The 26,174-nt window shown below is 34.4% G+C and carries 23 protein-coding genes; 17 read left to right on the plus strand and 6 right to left on the minus strand.

The features are described from left to right. Positions 1-12: 12 nt before the first annotated feature. Positions 13-996 (minus strand): F510_1955 family glycosylhydrolase, encoded by a 984-nt coding sequence (locus tag ACU8YW_RS09375; protein WP_199695735.1) that lies wholly within the window; start codon positions 994-996, stop codon positions 13-15. A 221-nt stretch (positions 997-1,217) separates the two neighbouring features. Here ACU8YW_RS09375 and ACU8YW_RS09380 point away from each other — a divergent pair, with 221 nt between their 5' ends. Together ACU8YW_RS09380 and ACU8YW_RS09385 are read left to right on the plus strand one after the other, a co-directional pair. After that, positions 1,218-2,501 carry an aminopeptidase P family protein gene (locus ACU8YW_RS09380; RefSeq protein ID WP_098133639.1) on the plus strand — a complete coding sequence of 428 codons (1,284 nt, stop codon included), beginning with the start codon at positions 1,218-1,220 and terminating at the stop codon, positions 2,499-2,501. A gap of 117 nt (positions 2,502-2,618) precedes the next feature. Next, positions 2,619-4,259, plus strand: a complete 1,641-nt coding sequence (locus ACU8YW_RS09385) for a multicopper oxidase family protein (RefSeq protein ID WP_426933761.1) — start codon at positions 2,619-2,621, stop codon at positions 4,257-4,259. Between the two features lie 51 nt (positions 4,260-4,310). Here ACU8YW_RS09385 and ACU8YW_RS09390 read toward each other — a convergent pair whose 3' ends face one another. Next, entirely contained in the window at positions 4,311-4,856 is a 546-nt protein-coding gene (locus tag ACU8YW_RS09390; RefSeq protein ID WP_098133640.1) for a hypothetical protein, read from the minus strand. A 333-nt stretch (positions 4,857-5,189) separates the two neighbouring features. Between ACU8YW_RS09390 and topB the strand changes: the two genes are divergently transcribed. After that, positions 5,190-7,334 carry a DNA topoisomerase III gene (topB, locus tag ACU8YW_RS09395; protein ID WP_097889387.1) on the plus strand — a complete coding sequence of 715 codons (2,145 nt, stop codon included), beginning with the start codon at positions 5,190-5,192 and terminating at the stop codon, positions 7,332-7,334. 267 nt (positions 7,335-7,601) lie between these two features. Continuing rightward, a complete protein-coding gene (locus ACU8YW_RS09400; protein ID WP_446894056.1) occupies positions 7,602-8,849 on the plus strand; it encodes a DUF4153 domain-containing protein in 1,248 nt (415 codons plus the stop codon). Positions 8,850-8,982: 133 nt separating this feature from the next. Here ACU8YW_RS09400 and ACU8YW_RS09405 read toward each other — a convergent pair whose 3' ends face one another. Then, positions 8,983-9,939 carry an arsenic resistance protein gene (locus tag ACU8YW_RS09405; protein ID WP_426933759.1) on the minus strand — a complete coding sequence of 319 codons (957 nt, stop codon included), beginning with the start codon at positions 9,937-9,939 and terminating at the stop codon, positions 8,983-8,985. A gap of 445 nt (positions 9,940-10,384) precedes the next feature. On the opposite strand from ACU8YW_RS09405, the gene ACU8YW_RS09410 reads away from it, so the two are divergent. From ACU8YW_RS09410 to ACU8YW_RS09430, 5 genes are all read left to right on the plus strand, one after another. Beyond that, complete coding sequence (locus tag ACU8YW_RS09410) at positions 10,385-11,077, plus strand: FMN-dependent NADH-azoreductase (protein WP_088063037.1); 693 nt, start codon at positions 10,385-10,387, stop codon at positions 11,075-11,077. Positions 11,078-11,312: 235 nt separating this feature from the next. After that, positions 11,313-12,668 (plus strand): branched-chain amino acid transport system II carrier protein, encoded by a 1,356-nt coding sequence (gene brnQ / locus ACU8YW_RS09415; protein ID WP_001284769.1) that lies wholly within the window; start codon positions 11,313-11,315, stop codon positions 12,666-12,668. 83 nt (positions 12,669-12,751) lie between these two features. Next, positions 12,752-13,171 (plus strand): VOC family protein, encoded by a 420-nt coding sequence (locus tag ACU8YW_RS09420; RefSeq protein WP_000750833.1) that lies wholly within the window; start codon positions 12,752-12,754, stop codon positions 13,169-13,171. 332 nt (positions 13,172-13,503) lie between these two features. Next, positions 13,504-15,153, plus strand: a complete 1,650-nt coding sequence (locus tag ACU8YW_RS09425) for a copper resistance CopC/CopD family protein (RefSeq protein ID WP_426933758.1) — start codon at positions 13,504-13,506, stop codon at positions 15,151-15,153. Between the two features lie 34 nt (positions 15,154-15,187). Continuing rightward, positions 15,188-15,808 carry a YcnI family copper-binding membrane protein gene (locus tag ACU8YW_RS09430; protein WP_426933757.1) on the plus strand — a complete coding sequence of 207 codons (621 nt, stop codon included), beginning with the start codon at positions 15,188-15,190 and terminating at the stop codon, positions 15,806-15,808. A gap of 45 nt (positions 15,809-15,853) precedes the next feature. Here the strand turns inward: ACU8YW_RS09430 and ACU8YW_RS09435 are convergent, their stop codons facing one another. Beyond that, positions 15,854-16,759, minus strand: coding sequence for a DMT family transporter (locus ACU8YW_RS09435; protein ID WP_000192802.1), 906 nt, complete (start codon positions 16,757-16,759; stop codon positions 15,854-15,856). Positions 16,760-16,856: 97 nt separating this feature from the next. Between ACU8YW_RS09435 and ACU8YW_RS09440 the strand changes: the two genes are divergently transcribed. From ACU8YW_RS09440 to ACU8YW_RS09455, 4 genes are all read left to right on the plus strand, one after another. Beyond that, on the plus strand, positions 16,857-17,726 hold the full coding sequence (locus ACU8YW_RS09440) for a LysR family transcriptional regulator (RefSeq protein ID WP_088063041.1): 870 nt from the start codon (positions 16,857-16,859) through the stop codon (positions 17,724-17,726). A gap of 120 nt (positions 17,727-17,846) precedes the next feature. Beyond that, positions 17,847-18,278 (plus strand): Rrf2 family transcriptional regulator, encoded by a 432-nt coding sequence (locus ACU8YW_RS09445; RefSeq protein WP_426933756.1) that lies wholly within the window; start codon positions 17,847-17,849, stop codon positions 18,276-18,278. 70 nt (positions 18,279-18,348) lie between these two features. After that, positions 18,349-18,999, plus strand: a complete 651-nt coding sequence (locus ACU8YW_RS09450) for a DsbA family oxidoreductase (RefSeq protein WP_088063043.1) — start codon at positions 18,349-18,351, stop codon at positions 18,997-18,999. Positions 19,000-19,056: 57 nt separating this feature from the next. After that, positions 19,057-19,659 carry a nitroreductase family protein gene (locus ACU8YW_RS09455; RefSeq protein WP_088063044.1) on the plus strand — a complete coding sequence of 201 codons (603 nt, stop codon included), beginning with the start codon at positions 19,057-19,059 and terminating at the stop codon, positions 19,657-19,659. 151 nt (positions 19,660-19,810) lie between these two features. Here ACU8YW_RS09455 and ACU8YW_RS09460 read toward each other — a convergent pair whose 3' ends face one another. Then, on the minus strand, positions 19,811-20,230 hold the full coding sequence (locus ACU8YW_RS09460; protein ID WP_097907442.1) for a GNAT family N-acetyltransferase: 420 nt from the start codon (positions 20,228-20,230) through the stop codon (positions 19,811-19,813). Between the two features lie 184 nt (positions 20,231-20,414). Here ACU8YW_RS09460 and ACU8YW_RS09465 point away from each other — a divergent pair, with 184 nt between their 5' ends. From ACU8YW_RS09465 to ACU8YW_RS09475, 3 genes are all read left to right on the plus strand, one after another. Next, entirely contained in the window at positions 20,415-20,546 is a 132-nt protein-coding gene (locus tag ACU8YW_RS09465; RefSeq protein ID WP_000997338.1) for a hypothetical protein, read from the plus strand. 109 nt (positions 20,547-20,655) lie between these two features. Further along, positions 20,656-22,266, plus strand: a complete 1,611-nt coding sequence (locus ACU8YW_RS09470) for an amidase family protein (RefSeq protein ID WP_446894057.1) — start codon at positions 20,656-20,658, stop codon at positions 22,264-22,266. Between the two features lie 177 nt (positions 22,267-22,443). Continuing rightward, positions 22,444-23,457, plus strand: coding sequence for an AI-2E family transporter (locus ACU8YW_RS09475; protein ID WP_137050649.1), 1,014 nt, complete (start codon positions 22,444-22,446; stop codon positions 23,455-23,457). 85 nt (positions 23,458-23,542) lie between these two features. Here the strand turns inward: ACU8YW_RS09475 and ACU8YW_RS09480 are convergent, their stop codons facing one another. Beyond that, the gene (locus ACU8YW_RS09480) at positions 23,543-24,487 is read right to left on the minus strand and encodes an L-lactate dehydrogenase (RefSeq protein WP_000715320.1); all 945 of its coding nucleotides are present in this window, start codon (positions 24,485-24,487) and stop codon (positions 23,543-23,545) included. 201 nt (positions 24,488-24,688) lie between these two features. Between ACU8YW_RS09480 and ACU8YW_RS09485 the strand changes: the two genes are divergently transcribed. Further along, positions 24,689-26,125, plus strand: coding sequence for a flavin monoamine oxidase family protein (locus ACU8YW_RS09485; protein ID WP_262720227.1), 1,437 nt, complete (start codon positions 24,689-24,691; stop codon positions 26,123-26,125). The last annotated feature ends 49 nt before the right edge of the window (positions 26,126-26,174 follow it).

Genomic DNA, 26,174 nt, shown 5'->3' on the forward strand with positions numbered 1-26,174 from the left:
ATATTCACCTTTCTAATTAAATTGAAATGCTCCTTCTTTCGTAATCTGCTTCCAAGTTTTCCCCTCATCTGTAGAAAGGAACACATTTGCTTTCATTGTAGCAAATACTATTTCAGATGAATTTTGAGGATTTTGTGATATGTACATAATTGCATCTTTAGAATCTAAAGATGGAGTTTGTATGTTTGTTTCTTCATTTGTAGCAATTGATTTCTTCGTTATCATTTGCTTATTGATAGGGGCGTAAAAAACATCTTCATTACTTAATGTAACTGCTGTCGATTCAAGTGATGTAGTGAATAGTTCAAATGTATTTCCGTAATCTGTAGATAAGTAAACACCATCTTTAGCACTTACCGCGACTACACTAGATTGATCAGGATGTACGGAAAAGGAATGAATTGTACTTGAAAGACCTTTTAACTTACTATTTTTCCAATCTTGTCCGTTGTTCGTACTGAAATAAAAACCTTGTTGTAATTTAGAATTTGGACGCTCATTGTATAAATAAATTGCTTCCGTATTATATCCAACAGCAAGGTTGTGAAAATCAGATTCTCCATAAAACGCTAGCTTCTCGAGGGTATTACCGCCATCAGAACTTTTCATTAATCCTAAAGGATTTTTTAAATTTGCACCTGGTTCAGGATGGCCGCTGGCAAAGAATCCGTTCTTTGTTGCCTGAAACCCCATATAATCATGTAGCTCAGTCTTAGTTTCAAACCATTTTCCATTTTGATAAACTTTTATACCACTGTGAGTGGCAATAGAAACTCCGGGCATATTTCCTGCATAGCCAATTCCATGAATGTGCTCGATTTTTCCAGATGTAGTTTCCTTATAGAAGTTTTGCGGACTCGTATTTACTGTTTCTGTATGTTTTCGTTGAGATTGCACCGTGTCTTTCTTCACTGGTGCTGTTTCGGCGTTGCTAGAACATCCTGTAATGATGAATAAAGAAGTAATTGCTATCCCTGTTGCTACATAATATTTCAAAGTTGTAGCTCCTTTCCTATATATGAGATTTTAAGTATATGGAATAAATGTCAAGAAATTGTGGAGTGGTATGCATCATTTAGATTGGAATGGGCTCTAGTAATGAAAATTTTCCTTTTTATATGAGTACTATCAATTGACGAAAAATTATAACAATAATAAAATGAATTGTATTGGGTAATTAGATTTACAAGTATACATAGAACGCTAGGGGGATTATTATGAAATCAACATTTTTTGCTCAAAATAGAGAACGATTAGTAAACACATTACCAGATGAATCTATTACTATTTTATTTGCTGGACAAGCACCTCATATGTCGGCGGATGCACATTATAAATTTGTGCCGAATCGAAATTTTTACTATGTAACAGGAATCGAGGAACCAAATGTTATTTTCATGTTGAAGAAGTTTGGAAATAGTGTTGAAGAAACACTGTTCATTGAAAAATCGGATCCAGTCATGGAAAAATGGGTCGGTAAAACAGTTTCTAACAAAGAAGCAGAGAAAATTTCAGGTATAAAGAAAGTTGTATATTTAGATAGCTTTGAAAAGACAATGTCAAATATACTTTTTACAGAAAATGTGAAGCATCTATATTTAGATTTAGAGCGTCGTGAGTGGAATGGTACGGAGACAAAAACGCTTGCTTTTGCTAAACATGTAAGAGAACAGTATCCACACGTTTTAGTTGGTAATGTATATCCGAATATTTGTGAATTACGAGTGTTTAAAACAGAAGAAGAAATTGAAATCATAAAAGAAGCAATTGCTGTAACGAAAGAGGGTATTTACAACGTACTTAAGCATGCAAAAGCAGACATGATGGAGTATGAATTAGAAGCTCAGTTTGATTTCACATTGAAGTCATCTGGTATTAAGCATCATGCATTCAATACAATTTTGGCAAGTGGGAAAAATGCTACAGTTCTTCATTATGAAGACAATGATGCACAAATTCAAAATGGTGATTTAGTACTGCTAGATTTAGGCGCTCAAAAAGACTACTATAACGCTGATATTAGTTATACATTCCCGGCAAATGGAACATTCTCTAGTCGCCAAAAACAAATGTATAATATTGTATTAAAAGCATTGAAAGAAACAACGAAACTCATTAAGCCAGGAGTAAAGTTTGCTGCATTAAATGAGCATACAAAAAAGGTACTAGCAGAAGAGTGTAAAGAAATTGGTTTAATTCAAGAAGACGAAGAGTTATCAAAATACTATTATCATGGTGTTAGCCATTTCCTTGGTTTAGATACGCATGATGTAGGAACATATAAAGATAGAGTGTTAGAAGAAGGCATGGTTATAACAATTGAACCTGGTCTTTATATTGAAGAAGAAGCAATTGGAATTCGTATTGAAGATGACATTCTTGTAACGAAAGACGGACATGAAAACTTGTCAAAAGATATTATTAGAGAAGTTGAAGAGATTGAAGCGTTTATGAGAGAAAACAATGTAAATATAAAAAAAGATGAAGTTGTTACGAAATAATCATTAGAAGAGGCGCTCGATTTTGGGCGTCTTTTTATTTAGCTCATTGCATATCTCCATATTTTCTTGAAAATCATTTTTTATAATGATTTTGAAAAAGAAAAAGGAGGGGTTTCCATGAAGAGATTTGTGTTAACAGCAGTTACAGTCTCTGTCATATCTTTAATTGCTGCATGTTCTGCGACCACAAATACAACAAATGATCATAAAAATATGAACGATAAAAAAACACCACAGACTGAAACGGCTACAAAACCATTGAAAGTTGAAATAGGACCAGAAGTTACTTTAATAGCGAAAGAAGAAAAGCAAAAATTAAGTAACGGTGTTATTGTTCCAGTCTGGACATTTAATGGCTCATCTCCTGATCCAGAAATTCGGGTGAAAAAAGGCGAAAAGGTGAAAGTGACATTAAAAAATGAACTATCTGCACCAGTATCTATTCATTGGCATGGGTATCCTGTCCCAAATAATATGGATGGAATTCCAGGTGTGACGCAAGATGCGGTTGAATCTGGAAAAAGTTTCACCTATGAGTTTGAAGCGAACGTACCAGGAACGTATTGGTATCATTCACATCAAGATTCTGTAAATCAATTAGATAGAGGTTTGTATGGAGCGCTCATTGTAGAAGATACAAAGGAAAAATATGATAAAGATTACACAGTAATGTTAGATGAATGGGTAACAGATAAAGAAGAGATTAATAAACAGTTAAAAGAAATGACAAAAGGGCAAAAAGGTAATAAATCTAAGGATAATGAAAATACGAAAAAGAATGAAGATAAGAACGGCATGGATCATTCCGGTATGGACATGGGCAGTGATAAAAAAGACTCTAGTAATATGACAGGAATGGACCATGGAAATATGAAGATGGAAGGCCATGATATGAGTATGTATGACTTATTCACAATCAATGGTAAAAGCGGGGGTTTAGTAGAACCATTAAAAGTGAATAAGGGGGATAAAGTCCGTCTTCGACTCGTTAATGCTGGTTATCTATCACATGATATACACGTTCACGGTCATGATATAAAAGTAATTGCGACAGATGGTCAACCAATAAACGATCCAAAAGTTATAAAGGATCAAGTAATTTCAATCGCACCTGGTGAACGTTATGATATTGAATTTACTGCTAATAATCCTGGGAAATGGTATGTTGAAGACCATTCAGCAAATAAAGGTGCAAAAGGAATGAAAGCTGTTATTGAATATGATGGCAGCAAAGAGATGAAAGATAAAGCAGATGAAAAAGAAAAATTATCGAAATTAGATATGACGAAATATGGTGCTAAAAAACTAGGTAGTTTCACGTTAAATCAGCAGTATACTGCCACATATAATATGGACTTGAATACGCAAATGAATGGAAATGAAATGGTATATACAATTAACGGAAAGGTATTTCCAGACATTGACCCGATTCCAGTAAAAAAGGGTGATTTAGTAAAAGTAAAATTGGTAAATCGTTCTAAAATGGACGATCATCCGATGCATTTACATGGTCACTTCTTCCAGGTGTTGAGTAAAGATGGAAAACCGATAGAAGGTTCTCCAATTGTGAAAGATACTTTGAACCTAAAACCAGGTGAAGAATATGAAGTAGCCTTTGTAGCAGATAATCCGGGTGATTGGATGTTCCACTGTCATGATTTACACCATGCTTCCGCCGGGATGGTAACAGAAGTGAAATATACAGATTATAAATCTGATTATGTTCCAAACCCAAACATTCCTAATAAGCCAGAATGAAATGAAGCAGTTATCCTATGGATAGCTGCTTATTCATTTTCGGTGTAAGAGTCAATGTATATGTTGATCATGCCCGGGTGAAGGTGGGGGAGTATGATCTGGGTATGTCACGAATACGGCAACGATAATTGCCACACTAATTGATAGTAATAACAAAAAACGCCGTTGAATAAAAGTAGAAAAGGTGTCTGATAAAAGTTGAATCATACATGACATAGTTATTGTTATCGTAAGTAAAAGACTAATAAACAGTATACTATGAGCTTGTTGAGCGTTTAACATTTCTGTAATCATTGCTCCCATCATACTTGCCATTAATCCAGAAAACATTCCTTCTAAAGCGGTAAATAGGTGAAACCGTAGACCGACTAAAAAACCGATAAAACCACTAATCAAAATCGCAAGCAAAGTAGAATATAGTAATTCACCTTTAAAAAGAATACCTAAATAAAAACCTATACTTAAACCGATACTCATACTAAAAGACATAATAAATACCATATACCCCATTAGGGTACCGTTACGTTTAGAAATATATGATGTAATAAGAATCGAGATACAACAAAGTGTTAAGGCAGTCGATGTGTAAACGAACATTATGATACCTCCCTGTCCTATCGTTCATTTCATCATATGTTCGTATGGAGATTACTTATGCTTATTTATATCTGCATATTATCTGCACAATTTAATAAATGTAAGTAAGTAGGTGCTTGATTTTTTGAGCATCTTTTTTATTTGTGAGCATGAGAAAGAAATTGTTATATAATGAGTTTCTATTGTGAAGCCATAAAGAATCAGCGTATAATATTATAGTTATCCCATTACTGGGAGTAACCCGCGAATGATAAATAAGATTGTTCTTTTATCATCGCCTCTAAACAGATAGACAATGAAAGTAACACTGGAATACAGATAGGGAGTTATAAAATGAAATTAATTATTGCCGAGAAACCAGATCAAGGTTTGGCTCTTGTTTCACAATTTAAATATCGCCGGAAAGATGGATATTTAGAAGTAGAAGCGAATGAGTTATTTCCAAATGGAGCGTACTGTACATGGGCAATTGGTCATTTGACGCAGTTATGTAATCCAGAACATTATCACGCTGAGTGGAAAAAATGGTCACTTAATACGTTACCGATGATTCCAGAGCGTTTTCAATTTGAAGTAACAAAGTCAAAGTATAAGCAATTTAACGTTGTGAAACAGCTGTTACATAATCCGGGGGTAACAGAAATTATTCATGCGGGCGATGCTGGGCGTGAAGGGGAATTAATCGTACGAAACATTATTAATCTTTGTAACGTGCAAAAGCCGATGAAGCGTCTTTGGATTTCATCTTTAACGAAACAAGCTATATACCAAGGATTTAAAAATTTACTAGATGAAGCAGATACAATTAATACGTACTATGAGGCATATACAAGGTCATGTGCGGACTGGGTCGTTGGTATGAATGCATCGCGTGTCTTTAGTATTTTGTTAAAGAAAAAAGGAATGAACGATGTATTTTCAGCTGGTCGTGTACAAACACCGACACTCGCGTTAATCGTAAAGCGTGAAAAGGAAATAGAAAACTTTAAGTCTGAGCCGTTTTGGGAAGTGTTCGCAACCTTTAATATAGAAGGAAAGAAGTATGAGGGGAAATGGGAGAAGGATAGTGAATCCCGCTTAAAGGACCCTGATATGGCAAATAAAATTGCAGCATTTTGCCAAGGTAAACCGGCTGTAGTAAAAGAAATGAAAACGGAGCGTAAAGAGTTTCAGCCCCCGTTTTTATTTAATTTATCAGCACTGCAAGCGACAGCTAATAAAGCTTTTAAATTTTCACCGAAAAAGACGCTTGATATAACACAAGCACTATATCAAAAAGGGATAGTTTCTTATCCGCGTTCGGATTCTAACTATGTTACACAAGGAGAAGCAGCGACGTTCCCTGATATTTTACAGAAGTTAAGTCAGTTTGATGAATATAAAGGTTTATTGCCAGCACCAATTGAATCGATTATGAATAATAAGCGTTATGTGAATGAAAAAAAAGTTACAGATCACTATGCAATTATACCGACAGAGCAAGTTACAAATCCAAGCAAACTATCAGGTGATGAAAAGAAAATTTACGATATGATCGTAAGAAGACTGATTGCGGCGCATTATGAAGTAGCAATCTTTGACTACACAACGATTACAACTCTTGTAGACGAACGTGCTGAATTCATTTCAAAAGGAAAACAGCAAATTCAAGAAGGTTGGCGTAAAGTTATTTTCCAAGACGATAAAGATGACGAAACAATTCTTCCAATTGTCGCAGAAGGTGAACAAGGAAAAGTTGTAAAGGTGAAAGTGAAAGAAGGAAAAACACAGCCGCCGAAGCGTTATACAGAAGGACAACTTATTACGTTAATGAAAACGGCCGGTAAGTATTTAGAAAATGAAGAGCTGGAGAAAGTATTAAAGAAAACAGAAGGTTTAGGTACTGAGGCAACGCGTGCAGGTATTATTACTATGCTGAAAGACCGTAAATATATAGATGTGCAGAAGAACCAAGTGTATGCAACCGATAAAGGGAAAGTATTAATTACCGCAATCGGTGATAAAATACTAGCTTCACCAGAAATGACAGCGAAATGGGAGCAACGCCTTGCGGAAATTGGTGAAGGCACAGCATCACCAGCTACATTTATGGAACAAACGAAAAAGCTATCAGCTAAAATTATTGAAGATGCAGTGGAAATGTCAGAGAAATGGGATTTTACTGGATTACATGTTGAATCGATTGAGCGAAAAGGATCGAAATTTACAACAGGTAAAAAGGTTGGTAGCTGTAAAAAATGTGATGGCGATGTGATTGATAAGTCAACGTTTTACGGTTGTTCTAATTACAACACGACACAATGTGACTTTACAATCTCAAAGAAAATATTAAGCAAAACAATTTCGCAAAAGAATATGACAAAACTTTTAAAAGGTGAAAAGACCGATTTAATTAAAGGCTTTAAAAAAGGCGAGAAAACGTTTGATGCGATGTTAGAGTGGAAAGATAATAAGATTAATTTTGTGTTTGAGAATTAAGTTGTTCAACAAATAAAAAAATATGATAATTAAACTGTATCCTATAGAATAGACACTAAAAAAGTCTATTCTATAGGATATTTTTTTGAATAAGTAGTACTATATATTTTTATTTAAAATAAAATATACAATAAAAAAATCTTTGTAATTGATAAATATTTATTGTAAAACAATAAATTGTGTATTAAAATCAATATCATAATAAATCAGTGAGGTGCTTTTTATAGAAAGTTAACAACGCTGTTTTTTATTAGAGGAGGTAAAACTATGAACAATCACAATTTGATTATTAAAAATATGGATAACCCTCATGAGTTGGAGAGAATGTATAGAAAAGACCCGAAAGCTTTTAAAAAGTCATTCTCACAAGCATGGGATGAAAACCCTGATTCTCAGCTTCTAGCTGCTTGGTATGAAAGATTGAATTTCAAGGAGACGGCAAATAAAGAAAAAATATCGCTGTTTCAAAAAGGTTTCTTATTCATGGGCATGTTAGCTATTCTAGCTGGGCTAAGCACTAGAATCATTTTCCACTTTGTCGAGCAGGAAGCAATTGCTCCAATTAACTTGGCTTTTGGTGTAATTCCCTTTATTGCTGCTTATTTTATTTACAATAATACTCCGAAAAAAAGTATTATTTACTTACTTGCAGCGTTGTTCCTAATTGCCGGGTTGTATCTTAATATGTTGCCATTAACTTATAAAGACAGCAGTATCCTTGCATATTTACATCTTCCTATATTGTTATGGGTCTTATTGGGACTTGCGTTTACGGGAAATGAATATTCAAAAGGTAGTACAAGATTAGCGTATATTAAATTTAATTTAGAATATGGTCTTCTCTACGCGAGTATGGCAGTGAGCGGAATGATACTAGCATTATTCACCATGCGATTATTTAGCTTCGTTGACTTGGATATAGGAGAGTTCTATTTTAGTAATGTTGTTTTATTTGGAGCTGCCGCTCTCGCTGTAGTGGCTGCATACTTAGTATCATTGAATCTTAAACTTGCTAAAAATATTACACCATACATATCTAAAATTTTTAGTCCGCTTGTCTTGATCACATTGTTTATCTATCTAATAACGGTAATTTGGGTCGGGAAAAATCCATTCTTGGACCGCAATTTCCTAATGGCCTTCAACGGAATACTCCTTGGTGTATTGGCTGTTACTATATTTTCTATCGTTGAGAGTGATTCAGACGAGAAAAAGAGCATTTCAGATTATATAAATTTTGCCTTAATTGTTCTGGCGCTTATTATTGACACTGTCGCATTGTCAGCCATTGTATTCAGACTTTCTTCTTACGGGATTACACCTAATAGACTTGCTGTTTTAGGCGTAAACATACTGATTTGGGCAAATCTCATTTGGATTATGTTTTCCTATATGCGTTTTCTACAAAACAAATCAGGACCGACAGCTATCCAAGATGCTGTTACGAAGTATTTGCCAATCTACGGACTTTGGGCAGCTTTCGTTATATTTACTTTTCCTATAATGTTTAATTAGAAAGGTTTTGTTAATGTAACGACAAGCTAATTTTCTATAACGTATAAAATCCTTAGAGCTGATAATTATCGTTACTTCTATAATTTCTCGACAATAAAAAAACGTCCTAAAGTAGGACGTTTTTTTATGTATATTACTGTTTTTTCTTAATAAGTAACAACACTTGTGAAACACAAGCAAGTACTGGCAGTTCAATCAACGGTCCAATAACGAGTGCAAGTGCGATAAGAGGCTCGTCCGGAAAAGCTGTTACAGCGATGGCGAGTGCAACAGGTGAGTTTCTTGCTAATGTTGTTAAGTTTAAACTTACTGTATCTTTATAAGATAAACGCATTATGCGTCCGATAAATTGTCCCAGTACAAAATTAATGATGAAGAACAATAGAACAGGAATGAGTAGTAATAAAACGACATTCATATTTTGTAGTAAATATTTTCCTTGTGATGCAAACATCGCTACGATTGCTAAACTTAAAAATACAATTTGAGCAGAGCTGAAAAACGGAATGAGTTTATTTTCGAGTGTTTCAGCTTTTTTCAGTTTATTCATAATGAATTTTGTAGCGTGTGCAAGTACAAATGGTAAGAAGATTACGATAACAATACTTTCTACTAAAACAGAAACCGCTACAGTCTTCATGACACCAGCAAATAAAAATAAATAAATGGGAAGGAGTAGTACTTGCAAAATTAAATTTACAGGCAAAATTGCAGTAGAAAGTGCTACATTTCCTTTCGCTATTTCAGTAAAGATTAAGTACCAATCTGTACATGGAGTAACCATTAACATAATAAATCCAACCCAAAGTGCTGGGTGATCTGAAAGAAATAGTGCTCCTAATCCCCAAGCGAGTAAAGGTGTCCATACAAAATTAATAGTAAGGCTTGTTCCAGCGAATTTTAAATTGCGGAATCCATTTTTTATTTTTTTCAATGGAATGCTGAGAAATAATCCATACAGCATGAAAAATAAGAAGGGGACAATAAATTGCTCTGCATACATATGTATCAAATTAAATTGTCCGAGTACGATGCCGCATGTAACAGCAAAAAGAATAATAAAAGTTTGAATCTTTTCTATAGTGCTCATGAGTAAATCCTTTCTAAATATGAATTGCCCTCTCAACATCCATTATACAAATAATAAAGTTACAATGGATGTTTTAATTGTATCGAGGTTTTTATTTTTAATTCGAGATATTATTTTTTATTTAAAGTTACTTGACTAAAGTAAGTGAAGTGTATTACAATCACTTACATAAGGTAATTAAATAACAAAAAGTATTAATTGTTTTACTTAAGGTATCAATTGGAACTTTTTATCCCGCATTAATGGGCAGTAAGACCCCCACCTCAGAATTCAGCGAAAGCAAAGAAGTTAGGCGGAGATCAACTGCCCATAAAAGCCCGATTGGTTCAACTAATAATCAGTGGGGGATGAAGAACTCCCCCACTGATTAAAGTTTCACTTTATTAGAATAAGAATTTTTATGATGATGAATAATGAATATGATAAGAAAGTTTAGGTGAAGAAAATGGGATTATTTAGCTCTTTATTTGGTAAAAAAGAAGAAAATACAAAAGTAGAGGGGAATAAAACAATGTCAAAAGTATTATTTGTAAAAGCAAACGATCGTCCAGCGGAGCAAGCAGTTAGTTCAAGAATGTATGAAACATTTGTAAGTGCTTATAAAGAAGCCAACCCAAATACAGAAATTACGGAGTTAGATTTATTTGCATTAGATCTTCCGTATTACGGAAATATCGCTATTTCAGGTGGATATAAACGTAGTCAAGGAATGGAGTTAACAGCAGAAGAAGAGAAGGCTGTAGCAACGGTAGATCAATATTTAAATCAGTTTTTAGAAGCTGATAAAGTTGTATTTGCGTTCCCACTATGGAACTTCACAGTACCAGCGCCATTAATCACATATATTTCATACTTATCTCAAGCTGGAAAAACATTTAAATATACAGCAAATGGCCCAGTAGGTTTAGCTGGCGATAAGAAAGTCGTTGTATTAGGTGCGCGTGGTTCAGATTACTCTTCAGAACAAATGGCTCCTATGGAAATGGCAGTTAATTATGTAACGAATGTGCTTGGGTTCTGGGGAATTACAAATCCAGAGACTGTTGTAATTGAAGGGCACAATCAATATCCAGATCGTTCACAACAAATTGTTGAAGAAGGTTTAGAGAACGTTAAAAAAGTAGCGGCGAAATTTTAATTGATAGTAAATGTAAAAAACCAACATGGATGACCATGTTGGTTTTTTAGTCTATTTCTATGTTAAAAAATGTATATTTATAAAATAAAAGAAAAGTTTGAAAATAGTATTGCAAAATATTATATGACAAACTATAATGAGTTCAAGAATAGTTGATAGTCGAATTTAATATTCAGAAAATTCAATTAGTTAAAAATGGAAAATGAGATAAGGAAATTTGAATGGGGGTTATATTATGGCGAATAAAGTACCGTTTTCGTTCATAGTAGTTATTGGATTAATGTTATTTGCACTATTTTTTGGAGCAGGAAATTTAATATTCCCAGCAATGCTCGGTCAATCGGCAGGAGAGAATGTATGGATTGCTAACGCTGGATTTTTAGTAACGGGTGTTGGATTACCATTACTAGGTGTACTGGCATTTGGTTTTTCGGGTAAAGATGATTTACAGTCATTAGCAAGTCGTGCACACCCAGTATTCGGGATTGTGTTTACAACAGTTTTATACTTAGCGATTGGCCCGTTATTTGCAATACCAAGAACAGGAAATGTTTCTTATGAAATTGGTCTTAAACCGTTTATGCCAGAAGGATTAGGTTCTACACCTTTAATTCTTTTCACAATTGTATTCTTTAGCATCACTTGTTTTTTTTCGCTAAATCCTGCGAAAATTGTCGATATTGTTGGAAAAATCTTAACGCCAATTAAGTTAACTTTCATTGGTATTTTAGTAATCGTTGCTTTTATACATCCGATTGGAGATATGCAAGCACCAGTGGAAGCTTATACATCACATGCATTCTTTAAAGGATTCCAAGAAGGATACTTAACAATGGACACGCTTGCATCATTCGTATTTGGAATCATCATCATTAATGCAATTAAAGAAAAAGGTGCGAAAACGAAAACGCAGATTATGATCGTTTGTGCAAAAGCGACAATCATTGCAGCATCTATTTTAGCAATTATCTATACAGCTCTTTCTTATATGGGTGCTTCAAGTGTTGCAAAGCTTGGACATTTAGAGAATGGTGGAGAAGTATTAGCAAAAGTTTCTAACTACTATTTTGGATCATATGGTGGAGTATTATTAGGATTAATGATTACAGTAGCGTGTTTAACAACTAGTGTGGGACTTGTATCAGCATGTTCTTCATTCTTCCATAAGTTATTCCCAAATGTTCCTTACAAAGCGATTGCAATCACGCTATGTGTATTTAGTGCAATTGTTGCAAACGTAGGATTAACACAATTAATCGCAGTTTCTGTTCCAGTACTAACAGCAATTTATCCACTAGCAATCGTATTGATTTTCTTAACATTCTTCCATTCATTATTCAAAGGAAGAGCTGAAGTTTATCAAGTGAGCTTAATCGTAACATTTATCATCAGCTTATTCGATGGATTAAGTGCAGCTGGAGTTAACATTGAAGTAGTAAGCCGAGTGTTCACTAAATTCCTTCCGATGCAAGAAGTAGGATTAGGATGGATCTTCCCAGCGATTATCGGTGGATTTATCGGATATGGCATTAGCGTGTTAAAAGCAAAAAATCAAGTTCAACCCGCTAGTGCGAATAAGAAAATAGGGTAAATAAAAAAGTTATAGAATTTGATTCTATAACTTTTTTTGTTACTATTAATAATGAAAGAAAATAAAGTAGTAGGGGAAATAAAATGAAAAAAACAATTGATCATATCGGCATCGCAGTTCGAGATATAGATAGTACGATACGTTTTTATGAAAAGGTGTTGTTAGGAACTTTAATAGATCGTTACGTAAGTGAAGCTCCTGGTGTTGAAAGCGAAGTAGCCATTCTTGAAGTGGATGGAGATAGAATTGAATTACTTGCGCCTACGAATAATACGACATCTCCAATAGCACGCTTTATTAAACAAAAAGGTAAAGGTGTTCATCACGTTGCATATCGTGTCGATGATTTAGATGTGGCCCTAGAAGAGCTAAAAGAACAAGGTATTCGAACGTTAGAGCATACACTTCGAATTAATAAGCACGGTAGAAGATTAATATATCTTAACCCAGCTGATACAGAGGGAACAATCATTGAGTATTGTGATTATCCAGAAGAGAAGTAAAGAAATTTTATGATAGAAGAAGGGTATTGCGTAATAACGTAATACCTTTTTTATTTATGTATTTCACACTTTCTTCACAAATGATTCACGATAACTTTTCTTCGTCAGGAACTTACATAAATATATTTTATGATATAATAACAATCGACTTTAAAAATGTAAGTTGTATCACTGAAGGTAGTTACTATTGTATTGGAAGTTTAGGGGTGAGAGAGAAATAAAGAGTTACACTGTGTAGAAACTTATATTTAATCAGGTTAATATTTCGCCGGAAAATTGAACTTGGGAAGTTAAAGGAATGAAAATATAGTGATGTGGAAGAAAGAAGTGAAATGGTTGTGAAAGTAATGAGAAGGTTAGGGGCATGGCTATTAATTGCATGTGTGCTTATTATATTGATACCAAAAAGTGCATCTGCTCATGCGTACATTGTGAAATCAAACCCTGCTGAAAATGAAACGTTGAAGAAAGCACCATCTGTAGTGAAAATTGAATTTGATGAGGATATACAAGTTTCGCATTTTAATACATTGGTTGTAAGAGATACCTCAGGTACAAGAGTAGATTTAAAAGATGCTCATATTGATAAGAAAAACAAAAAGTTATTAGAAGCAGGGTTAAAAGGAAATTTGAAAAACGGTCTCTACTCTATTCAGTGGAAAGTGATTTCTGCTGATGGGCATCCCATTCAAGGAGTTATTCCGTTCCGCATTGGGGCAGCAGAAGCGGGAGCAGACGACGTACAAGTGGAAGAGATGGGATATGTCCCGCAAATAGATATGATTATGGAACGTGGAGTACTATATACAAGTTTCTCACTATTTATAGGAGTGCTATTCTTTAATCTTATTATGTATAAAGGGAATGCAACCTCGGTTCGATCAAGGAGTAAGAACATAATATGGATCTCATTATTGGGTATATTGATTAGCTTATTATTCAATCTGCCATTGCAAGCGAAAATAAATGCTGATGTTTCATGGTTAGAAGCATTCGATCCATTACTATTAAAAGAAACATTACAGCTTTCTGTTTTTGGATATGTATGGATTACTCAAATGGTTCTTATTAGTTCGCTTATAATTGTTACTTATTTTGCGATGAAGCGTGAGAAGCTGTCGTCGTTTAAAGTATGGAGCATTCCGATAGTATTGTTTATTGGGATCCTTGTTATGAAAGCATTTAATAGTCATGCATATGGTTTAAAGTTTAAAGAGATTGCTGTCGTTATGGATTTTCTGCATTTATTTGCAGCATCATTATGGATTGGTGGTCTATCATCCATTATTCTTCTTTTACGTAAAGAGGATGACAAGTGGAGTATGTATTGGGATATGATTAAGCGTTTTTCGCCGTGGGCAACAGGTGCTGTCATCGTGATTTTAATAACAGGTCTTTTTAACAGTACATTCTTTATTCCAACTATCCACTCGTTATTTGATACGAAGTATGGATTAGCTTTATTAGCAAAGATACTTTTATTCATTTTCATGGGGATATTGGGAATTGTTCACTATGTGAAAGGGAAAATGAGAGCGGAGCAAGGATTAGGCGCTACGGTGAAAGTAGAGTTTATCATTGGAATTATCATTTTCGTCATCGTAGCTTTTATGACAAACGTACAAACACCACCGATGCCTCCTACTGGACCTTTTACAGAGAGTAAGCAATTAGATAATGGGTATGAACTTACTTTACATGTAAGTCCTAATAAAGTAGGACAAAATACATTCCATATTACTTTAAAGGATGAAAATGGCCAACCTGTTACTGATATGGAGCAAATTATTTTAACTACGCAATCATTAGATATGAATATGGGAAAAGGTTCATTTAAAGTTTCGGCCGTGTCACCAGGAGAATATGAAGCGGAAGGTATGTATATTAATATGACAGGAAACTGGAATATACAAGTGCACGGATTAACAAAATCTCTTGATAGTTTTGATACGGATTATAAATTTATAGTAGGCGGCAGATAAAGAGAAGGTATAAATAAAAAGGAGTTAATAGAAAATGAAACGTATAAAAAAAATTGGCACAACAATGATCGCAACAATTATTGCAATGGGCATTTTTTCGTTACCAGTTAGTGCGCACGTCACTGTGAAGCCAGCGACTTCGGACGTTAATTCTTGGGAGACTTACACGATAAAAGTACCGGTTGAAAAGAATGTAGCAACGACAAAAGTTACACTGAAAATACCGTCTGGAGTGGAGTTTCAACAGTATGAACCCGTGCCAGGATGGAAAGTGGAAGAGCAGAAAAATAATGCTGGAAAAGTTAAAACTGTAGTGTGGGAAGCAACGGGAGAAGGGATTTTACCCGGTCAGTTCCAGCGATTTACTTTCGTCGCTAAAAATCCGGATAAAGAACAAAAAATAGTTTGGGATGCATATCAACAATATAAAGACGGAGAAATTGTTGAATGGACAGGCGATGAAAAAGCTGAAAAACCACATTCACTTACTACAATTGCAAAAGGTATGTCATTAACAGGGGAACATGGTGAAGTGTCTAATGTAGAAAAAAATGAAGGTACTAGTAATTTGCAATTGATAGCGATTGTTTTATCTATTTTGGCGATTGTATCTTCGGTAGTTGCGTGTGTTTTTGTAGTACGTCGTAAAAGGTAAGTAAGGGTGAAAAAGAGCCTACAAACAGCAGGCTCTTTTTTATTTTTATTTCACTTCAACCTGCTGCCTTACAGCAAGTGTTTTCGGCTTTATATTTACGAAACAAATACTCACCACAATAAATAATAGTCCGATGAATAAGCTAATAGTAATGGCCTCATGTAAGAAAATTGAACTTACAATAATAGCGATTAGTGGAATGAGGAATGTATAAGCCCCAACTTTACTTGCTTCACCGGCTCCAACAAGAGTGAAGTATGCAAGCCATCCCATTGCAATAACAAAGAATGAAATAAAGAGTAGAACACTAACAAACGGTATACTCCAAGCAATACTAGACCAGCTTTCAAACTCTGATCCAAATCCAATTAAGCAAAGCCCGCCAATAATAAGCTGCAGTGTTACCATCCAAATAGAATTAACGCGGTGCCCAGTCTTCTTAATAAATACTGTTCCAAGTGCCCAGCCAATCGCGCATCCTATCGCGAGAAGGATTCCTATAATAGAAATATGTCCAGTTAAACTACTAGAGCTAATGACACCTACGCCAATAAATCCAAGAACAAGCCCGAAAATTTTTAAGCCGTACATAGATTCTTCAAGCCAAATCCATGAGAAAATGCCGAGTAAAACAGGTTGTAGAAATACAATGGCGGAAAATAACCCAGCGGGCATATATTGAAGGCCTACAGTTTGTAATCCGTAAAATATAATGATGTTAAGTAAAGAAGAAATAACGTATAAATGCCAAGTTTCTTTTAAGTGTAACTCTTTGTATTTCGGTAATGCGAAAAGAAGTAAAATGAATCCTCCAATTAAAGTTCGAACGCCTGCAAATAAAACGGGTGGTGTATAATGCAGGGCAAACTTAGATAAAGGCCAATTGATTCCCCACATGAAAACGAGAAAGGTAAGGATTATGGCCGTCTTAGTTCGAGAAAGTTGTGTCACGGTAAGACCTCCTTGTTGTTATTCATTTCACTATGATATGATATCGACTGTAATAAATAAAATGAATCTTTTTTATAAGGAGTATAAGTGATTAGTTATGACCATTACACAACTGCAAGTATTAATAAAAACTGTTGAGTTAGGTAGTTTTACGAAGGCTGCTCGGGTGTTAAATATGACGCAGCCAGCTGTAAGTCATGCGATTTCAAGTATTGAGTCAGAGTTAGGAGTTACGATTCTTATACGTGATAAACGAAAAGGGCTAATCGTTACGGATGTAGGAAACAGAATTCTTGTGCATATTAGAGAGATTTTGAACGGTGTAGAGAAGATTGAACAAGAAGTTGCGATGGAGAAAGGACACGAAGTTGGGACGATTCGAATTGGGAGTTTTCCGAGTGCTTCTGCACATTTCTTACCCAAAATGATAAACCTTTTTAAGGAGAAGTATCCGAACTTAGAAGTCGTTCTTTGTGAAGGAACGATTAAAGAAGTTGAAGATTGGTTAGTATCGAGGGTTGTTGATATAGGAATTGTCATTTTGCCTAATAAAGAGATGGAGATTGTCCCATTAACGAAGGGGAAAATGGTTGCTATCTTAAGAGATGATCATCCTCTTTGTAAGAAGGACTCTATTGCAATTAGTGATTTAGAGAATGAACCGATCATATTATGTAAGGGTGGATACGAACCACCCATTATTGATATGTTTAAACAAGCCAACGTACCACTTCGGGCTGAGTATGTAATATCGACCGTTACTACAGCTTTAAATATGATTCAAGAAGGGTTAGGTATTGCAATATTAGCCGAATTATCTTTAACGAATTTACCACAGAATGTGCAAACGAGAGAATTGGAACCACAAGTATGGAGAGAAATTGCTTTAGCTGTTCCTTCATTAAAGGATTCCTCAATCGCTGTGCAGCTATTTATTGAAGAATTTCAAGCGCTATTTGCAGAATAAAAAGAGGTGTCTCATATATCATAATGGGACACTTTTTAATTTGCTTATAAAAAATCTATGAAAAGGATTGACTTATCTTTTTGTTGTAACTATAATGATTACATCGAGGTGGTGATCACGATGAAAATTAGTAGCCGCTTTTCTATAGCTGTTCATATTTTATCTATTTTGAAAAACAATCCATCTTCACTTTGTACTTCAGACTATATAGCTGAAAGTGTAAACACAAATCCAGTAGTCATTCGTAAAATGATGTCGTACTTGAAACAAGCTGGTTTTGTATATGTAAATCGCGGTCCAGGTGGTGCCGGATTATTAAAGGATTTACACGAAATCACATTGTTAGATGTATACCATGCAGTAAATGTAGTCAAAGAAGACAAACTATTTCATATTCACGAGCAACCAAATCCAGATTGTCCAATTGGAGCAAATATTCAAGCGGTGTTAGAAGTTATATTAATACAAGCGCAATCTGCGATGGAAGAAATTTTGAGAAATATTGCGATGGGGCATTTGTTTGAAACTTTGCAAGAAAAAATGAATGCTTAAATCATATTTATATTTTTTTGTTATTAATGTAACTAATTTAATTACAACTATAAAGGTAAGGTGTAAAAGTATGACTATAAAAATGAAAGTATACTCAGATTTTATATGTCCATTTTGTTTTTTAGCAAAAGGTCCATTAGATGAAGTAGCGAAAGAGAAAGATGTAGAAATTGAATGGATGCCATTTGAATTACGTCCAAGTCCATATTCAAAAATAGATCCATGGAATGAGCCAGAAAAATTAGGCTCATGGGATGCTTTTATTCTTCCAACTGCGAAGAAGTTAGGAATCGATATGCGTTTGCCGCGTGTTTCACCGCATCCATATACACATTTAGCTTTCGAAGGATGTCAATTTGCGAAAGAACGTGGACTAGGAAATGAGTATCATCACCGCGTATTCACCGCATTTTTCCAAGAAGAGCAAAACATTGAAGATATTAATGTTTTAACAAAATTAGCGGTAGAAGTAGGTCTTCCTGAAGCTGAATTTAAAGATGCTTTAGTAACTCGTAAATATAAAGAAAAGCATCAAGAAGCAATTCAGCATGCATATGATGAAGCAAATATTATGGCTGTTCCAACTGTCATGATTGGAGATGAAGTCATTCAAGGGCTTGCTAGTAAAGAAACGCTACAAAGAGTCATCGATAAAGAAATTGAAAAGGATAAAACAAATTCATTTGAAGGTATGCAATGTAATACAGATGGATATTGCTAATTCGCTTGTTATGAAATAACAAAATAAATTATAAAACAAATATTTGGAGGAATTAACATGTCAGCAACTACAACAAATTTAAAAGAAGCAATCGTGAACCGTCGTTCTATTCGTAAAGTAACAAAAAACGATGCAATTACGAAAGAAAGAATTGAAGAAGTTTTACAAACAGCTTTACACGCACCAACATCTTTCAATATGCAAAGTGGTCGTATGGTTGTATTAATGGATGGAGAACATGAAAAGTTTTGGGATATTGTTAAAGAAACACTAAGAGCCCGCGTACCGGCAGAAAACTTTGAAGCGACTGTAGAAAGATTAAAAGGTTTCCATGCAGGTGTTGGGACTGTGTTATTCTTTGAAGATCAAGCAACAGTAGAAAAAATGCAAGAAAATGCACCATTATATAAAGATCAGTTCCCATTCTGGTCTCATCAAGGAAATGCAATGTTACAACATACTGTATGGATGTTATTATCGGCTGAAGGAATTGGTGCATCCCTGCAACACTACAATCCAATCGTAGATGCTGAAGTGAAAGAAACTTGGAACATTCCAGCGGAGTGGAGCTTAGTAGGACAAATGCCATTTGGTGAGCCAAATGAACAACCAGGAGAAAGAACTTTCTTACCTACTGAAGATGTAGTGAAATTTTATTAAGAAATTTAATATGTAAAAAGTTAAATAAAAGGAGAGTACATATTAGCCATATATGTACTCTCCTTTCGTATGCAATGTTAAACTCTTACTGCAAGAACGATTTCCTTCATATGAATCGAAGTTTTTCCTTACAATTAAAAATCTGTTATGTTTATTGTTTTGTAATGACAGTAAACATCCCCGTCATGTTTGGTGAGTAATCCTTAAAATCAAATTTCTCATAGAACGATTCTTTACCTTCTGATGCAAACAAACCGACAAACGCCTTATCAGGGGCATTTTCGTGTAAGTATGTAACTAAACGATTCATGATTTCTTTCCCGATACCATGTTTCTGATAATCCGGATGAACTACTATATCTTGAATATAGAAATAGATAGATCCATCACCAACAATTCGCCCCATGCCAATTATTTGTTCATTATCTTTCACTGTGATGCAGTGAATAGAATGCTTCAGTGAAGTTTCCGCCACTTCAAAATTCATATAATCAGTCCATCCAACAGAATCACACAAATATTTGTACTCTTCTAATGTTGGAATGTTATGTTTAAACTCATATGTTTTCAAAATGTACCCTCCAAGCCCTTAAATTTAACAAGTATATACATTCGACATTTTTTTATCTTTTCCTCTTATGTAACTGAATTCCCTTTAGCTATTGAATTTCGTCCAGTTTCCGTATTTGTATTTGTGTTAATTAATAAGAGTTTAGGGGAAAAATATAAGAAATAATCGAAAGGGAAGTGGGAAAATGAATGATGAGAAAAAGTATACAGTGGTAGGTACTGATGTTGAAGAAGTAAAACGTTTAAATGAAAATTCGGGATTATCATATAATCAAGTGAAAGAATTATTAGCGAAGCAAATGCAAAAAAAGAAGTAATGAAATTGAAATCCTTTATTTTTTCATTTAGCATTCTAATTAGAGAGAGTTATGAGGATAACTCTCTTTTTCAATACAATGGAGCAACTTTTAGAGCGGAGGAAACAGCATGAAAAAGTGGATAAAGATAACGCTGTCAATTGCTGGGGGTATCGTCCTATTGACATGTGCCGGAGGATATTACGTGTATAAAAATTATTTTCCAAAGGAAACTGAGCGTATCGTATATGATAAAGATAGAGTGTTAAAACCGATACATAATCAGTTGAAAGGGATTAACATAGATAATGTGAAGATAAAAGAAAAAGAGGTTGTAAATGCGACTGTGAACGAGCTTCAAAAAATGATTGATGATGGAAAATTATCATATGAAGAGTTAACGAGTATTTATCTTTTTAGAATACAAGAACATGACCAAAATGGAATATCATTAAATGCTGTTACAGAGATTAATCCAAATGCAATGGAAGAAGCGCGAAAGTTAGATAAAGAAAGGTCTTCAAATAAGAAATCGAACTTATACGGCATGCCGGTTATCGTAAAAGATAATGTACAAACAGAAAAGGTGATGCCGACAAGTGCGGGCACGTATGTGTTAAAAGATTGGATTGCAGATGAAGATGCGACAATCGTGAAGAAGTTGAAAGAAGAAGGTGCTTTTGTTTTAGGAAAAGCGAATATGTCTGAATGGGCAAATTATTTATCCTTTACAATGCCTAGCGGATATAGCGGGAAAAAAGGACAAAATTTGAATCCGTACGGTCCGATTACATTTGATACATCAGGATCAAGCTCTGGATCTGCTACAGTAGTTGCGGCAGATTTTGCGCCGCTTGCAATCGGGACAGAAACGACTGGATCAATTGTAGCACCAGCGACGCAGCAATCAGTAGTTGGATTACGTCCATCACTAGGTATGGTGAGTAGATCAGGCATTATTCCGTTAGCTGAAACGCTTGATACAGCAGGGCCGATGGCAAGAACGGTAAAGGATGCGGCAACGTTATTTAACATAATGGTAAGTTATGATGAAAAAGATATTATGACAGAAAAAATGAAAGAAAAAGAAAGAATTGATTATACGAAGGATTTATCAATAGATGGATTGAAAGGGAAAAAAATAGGGGTTCTTTTTTCAATAGATCAACAAGATGAGAATAGAAAGAAAGTAGCAGAAAAGATTAGAAAAGACCTTCAAGATGCAGGTGCGATATTGACTGATGATATTCAGTTAAACAGCGAGGGTGTAGATAATCTGCAAACATTAGAATATGAATTCAAACATAATGTTAACGATTATTTTTCACAGCAAAAAAATGTACCGGTAAAATCGTTAGAAGAGATTATAGCGTTTAATAAAAAGGATAGTAATAGACGAATAAAATATGGACAAACATTAATTGAGGCGTCTGAAAAATCTGTTATAACGAAAGATGAGTTTGAAAAAGTAGTGCAAACGAGTCAAGAAAATGCAAGAAAAGAGCTAGATAGATATTTAGTAGAAAAAGGTTTGGATGCTTTAGTTATGATTAACAACGATGAAGTTCTTCTATCAGCTGTAGCTGGCTATCCAGAATTAGCGGTGCCAGCAGGATATGATAACAATGGAGAGCCAGTAGGTGCAGTGTTTGTCGGGAAGCAATTCAGTGAGAAGGAACTATTCAATATTGGTTATGCGTATGAACAGCAGTCTAAAAATAGAAAATCACCTAAATTGTAAAAGGGTAAACGAAAAAAAGAGCTCCATTGAAGTAAGTAGGTGGCTAATGTAAATAGAATCTAACAATATAAAAAGAAAAAAAGGATTCTTTCTAATTAGTAAGAAAGATTGTCTATAGAAGTTCATAAAATGTAATATATTCAATTTCCATCCACTGAAGGGGGAGGTTAAATCTTAATGAATGAAGTGAAAAATTTCTTTCGAAGTAGAGGGTTTCAACGGTTTCTCGTTTTAATAATAGTAGCGTTAGTATTATATGGATTAAAAAGTATGATCAATTTAATATTAATTACGTTTATACTGACATTTTTAATGGATCGTTTTCAACGTTTTATTTCAAAGAAATTGAAAGTGAACCGGAAAATTGTTATCGCCTGTTTGTATATCATATTAGTTTCCTTTATTGGCACGACATTATATAAATATTTACCTGTGTTAACGATACAAATTTCACAATTGATTTATCAATTTAAATTGTTTTTTCAAAACCCACCTGATAATGAAATCATTAAATATGCACTTTCGACAATTAACGGAATGGAAGTATCAAAATATATAGAACAAGGTGTAGATGTCATATATCAATCGATTGCAAATATAGGAAAAGTCAGTTTGCAAATACTCCTTTCTCTTATTTTAAGTTTATTTTTCTTATTAGAAAAAGAACGCATCATATCATTTACTTCGAAATTTAAAGATAGTAGTCTGAAGGTTTTTTATGAGGAGATTGCATATTTTGGTGAAAGGTTTGCAAGATCGTTCGGTAAAGTAATTGAAGCGCAGTTTTTAATTGCAGTTGTAAATTGTATTCTTACTGTCATTGCATTAATTGTTTTAGGATTTCCGCAGCTTCTCGTATTAGCTGTCATGATTTTCTTACTTGGATTAATCCCTGTTGCCGGGGTAATCATTTCCTTGTTTCCACTTTGTATTATTGCATATAACGTAGGCGGAGTTATGTACGTTGTATACATACTTGTGTTCATTACAGTAATCCATGCTCTTGAAAGTTATTTTTTAAACCCGAAGTTTATGTCTGCGAAAACGAATTTGCCAATCTTTTATACATTTATGATTCTCATCTTCTCAGAACATTTCCTTGGAATATGGGGGCTTATTATCGGGATACCAATCTTTATCTTTTTATTAGATGTACTTGATGTAAACAATGAGGAACAGTTTAAAAAATAGGAAATGATAGAAAATAACTGATGTTTTCAAGGAACAATCAAAAAAGCAATCCAAAATAAATTGGATTGCTTTTTTGCATACACGATTAAAGAACTGGAGCCATTGTTTCTTTTAATACTTGAACAGAGTGATCGAATTTTAATTCTTCTTCTTCACTTAATTCCACTTCTAAAATTTCACGAACACCGCCGCGATTTAAAACAGCAGGTACGCCGATATAAACATCTTTTTGACCGTATTGGCCTTCTAAGTAAGCTGATACTGTTAATACGCTATTTTCGTCGTTTAAAATCGCCTTTGTAACACGTAGAAGTGACATACCGATACCATAGTAAGTTGCACCTTTTCGCTCGATAATATGGTAAGCTGCATCACGAACGTTTATGAAGATTTTGTCTAAATCTTCTTGCGTGTATGTGTTGTCTTTATCAAGAAGCGTTTGTAGTTTTTGAATACCGACTGATACGTGACTCCAAACAGGAAGTTCCGTATCACCATGTTCACCGATTATATAAGCATGAATGTTGTGTGGACCAATATCGAAATACTCACCTAACATATAGCGGAAACGAGCAGAATCAAGTGTTGTACCAGAACCGATTACGCGTTCTTTTGGTAAACCAGATTCTTTCCAAGTTACGTAAGTTAAAATATCGACAGGGTTAGTTGCGATTAAGAAAATACCATCAAATCCGCTATCCATAATGCTACGAACGATTTGTTTGAAGATTTTCGCGTTTTTCTCAACTAAATCTAAACGTGTTTCGCCTGGTTTTTGTGGTAATCCAGCCGTAATGACTACAAGATCAGCATCTTTACAATCTTCGTAGCTGCCTTTCCATACTCTAGTTGGAGCTGGAGCAAATGGAACTGCATGACTTAAATCCATGGCTTCTCCTTCAGCTTTTGCCTCGTTTACATCAACTAAAACAAATTCTTCAGCTACAGCTTGGTTAATCATGCAGTAAGCATAACTACATCCAACTGCTCCTGTTCCTACTAATACAACACGGTTAATCCCTTTTTTCATTTCAAAATTCCTCGCAATTTCATTGATTTTATTATGTAAGATAATACGTCTTACTTCTATAGAGTCATATCTAGTTTATTACATTTTATAAAAGATATTCAAGTATTTGAAAATGTATCCTTGCAATTTCTTGCATGAAACATAGGAAGTAAGTTAAAGGAATATAATGCAATAAAATCCTTTATCAAAGGGGAAAAGGGTATGATGCAGCCATTAACGATGGGAAAAATGCTTCATATTATTAATGTGGGGCTCGTTAAAACGAAGAATCCAAAGCAAATTATTATTGCTGGTGCAGGGATTTCAGGATTAGTTGCAGCATCGTTATTGAAAGAAGCAGGGCATAACATAACAATTTTAGAAGCAAATAATCGAATAGGCGGAAGAATATATACGATTCGTGAACCATTTAGCTCTGGTTTATATTTTAATGCAGGGCCGATGCGAATTCCTGGAATACACGAGTTAACTTTAGCTTATATTCATAAATTTAAATTACCGTTAAATCTGTTTATAAATAAAACCGCTTCAGATATTATTTATACGAATAATATTAAAACGAGATTGAGCATATTCGAAAAAAATCCAAGTATACTTGGATATCCTGTTTTAGAGAACGAAAAAGGGAAAACGGCAGAAGAGTTAATGTTAGTAGTATTAGAACCCATACTAAATTTTATAAAAAAAGATCCTAATAAAAACTGGATTATCGTTGAAAAAAAGTATAAAACATATTCGCTCGGCTCATTTTTAACTGAATATTATTCAGACGGTGCAATAGATATGATTGGGGTACTTCTTGATATGGAAGCTTATATGGGAATGTCTTTAATTGAAGTATTAAGGGAAATGATTTTTTTTACTTCAACGACGAAATATTATGAGATAACGGGTGGAATGGATGTATTACCCAATTCATTTTTGCCACAGCTAAAGGATAATATTTTTATGTCATATAAAGTAGAGAAAATTATACAAGAAGATAATAAAGTAATGTTACAAGGAAATCGTGAGCAAACGTTAGAGCGATTTACTATAACAAGTGATATTGCTATTATCACAATTCCATTTTCAGCGTTACGATTTGTAGAAGTTCGGCCGTATCATTTATTCTCTTATTATAAAAGACGAGCAATTCGTGAATTAAATTATATTGCTGCAACTAAAATTGCGATAGAGTTTAAAAGTAGATTTTGGGAAAGAGTGGAGCAATGTGGCGGTAAATCTATTACAGATTTACCTATACGGTTTACATATTATCCGAGTTATGGCATTCATACACCAGGGGCAGCTACCGTTTTAGCGAGTTATACGTGGGCAGATGAGGCGTTAACATGGGATAGTTTACCGAATAGTGAACGCATTCGTTATGCATTAAGAAATTTAGCGGAAATATACGGTGACATCGTTTATAGTGAGTTTGTTACAGGGGCATCTTTTAGCTGGAGTCAAAATCCGTATTCTTGCGGCGCATTTACAGCTTTCGAACCGGGCCAAGAACTCGAGTTATTTCCGTATATTACACCACCATCTGGGAAAGTGCATTTTGCCGGAGAGCATACAACATTAACACATGGGTGGATGCAAGGAGCAATAGAGTCTGGAATTCGAGTTGCTCATGAAGTAAACGAAAAGTGAAGATATATTTACAAATCACCACTCTTTTAATAAAATAATAAATATAAAT

It is taken from the genome of Bacillus pretiosus (assembly GCF_052947655.1).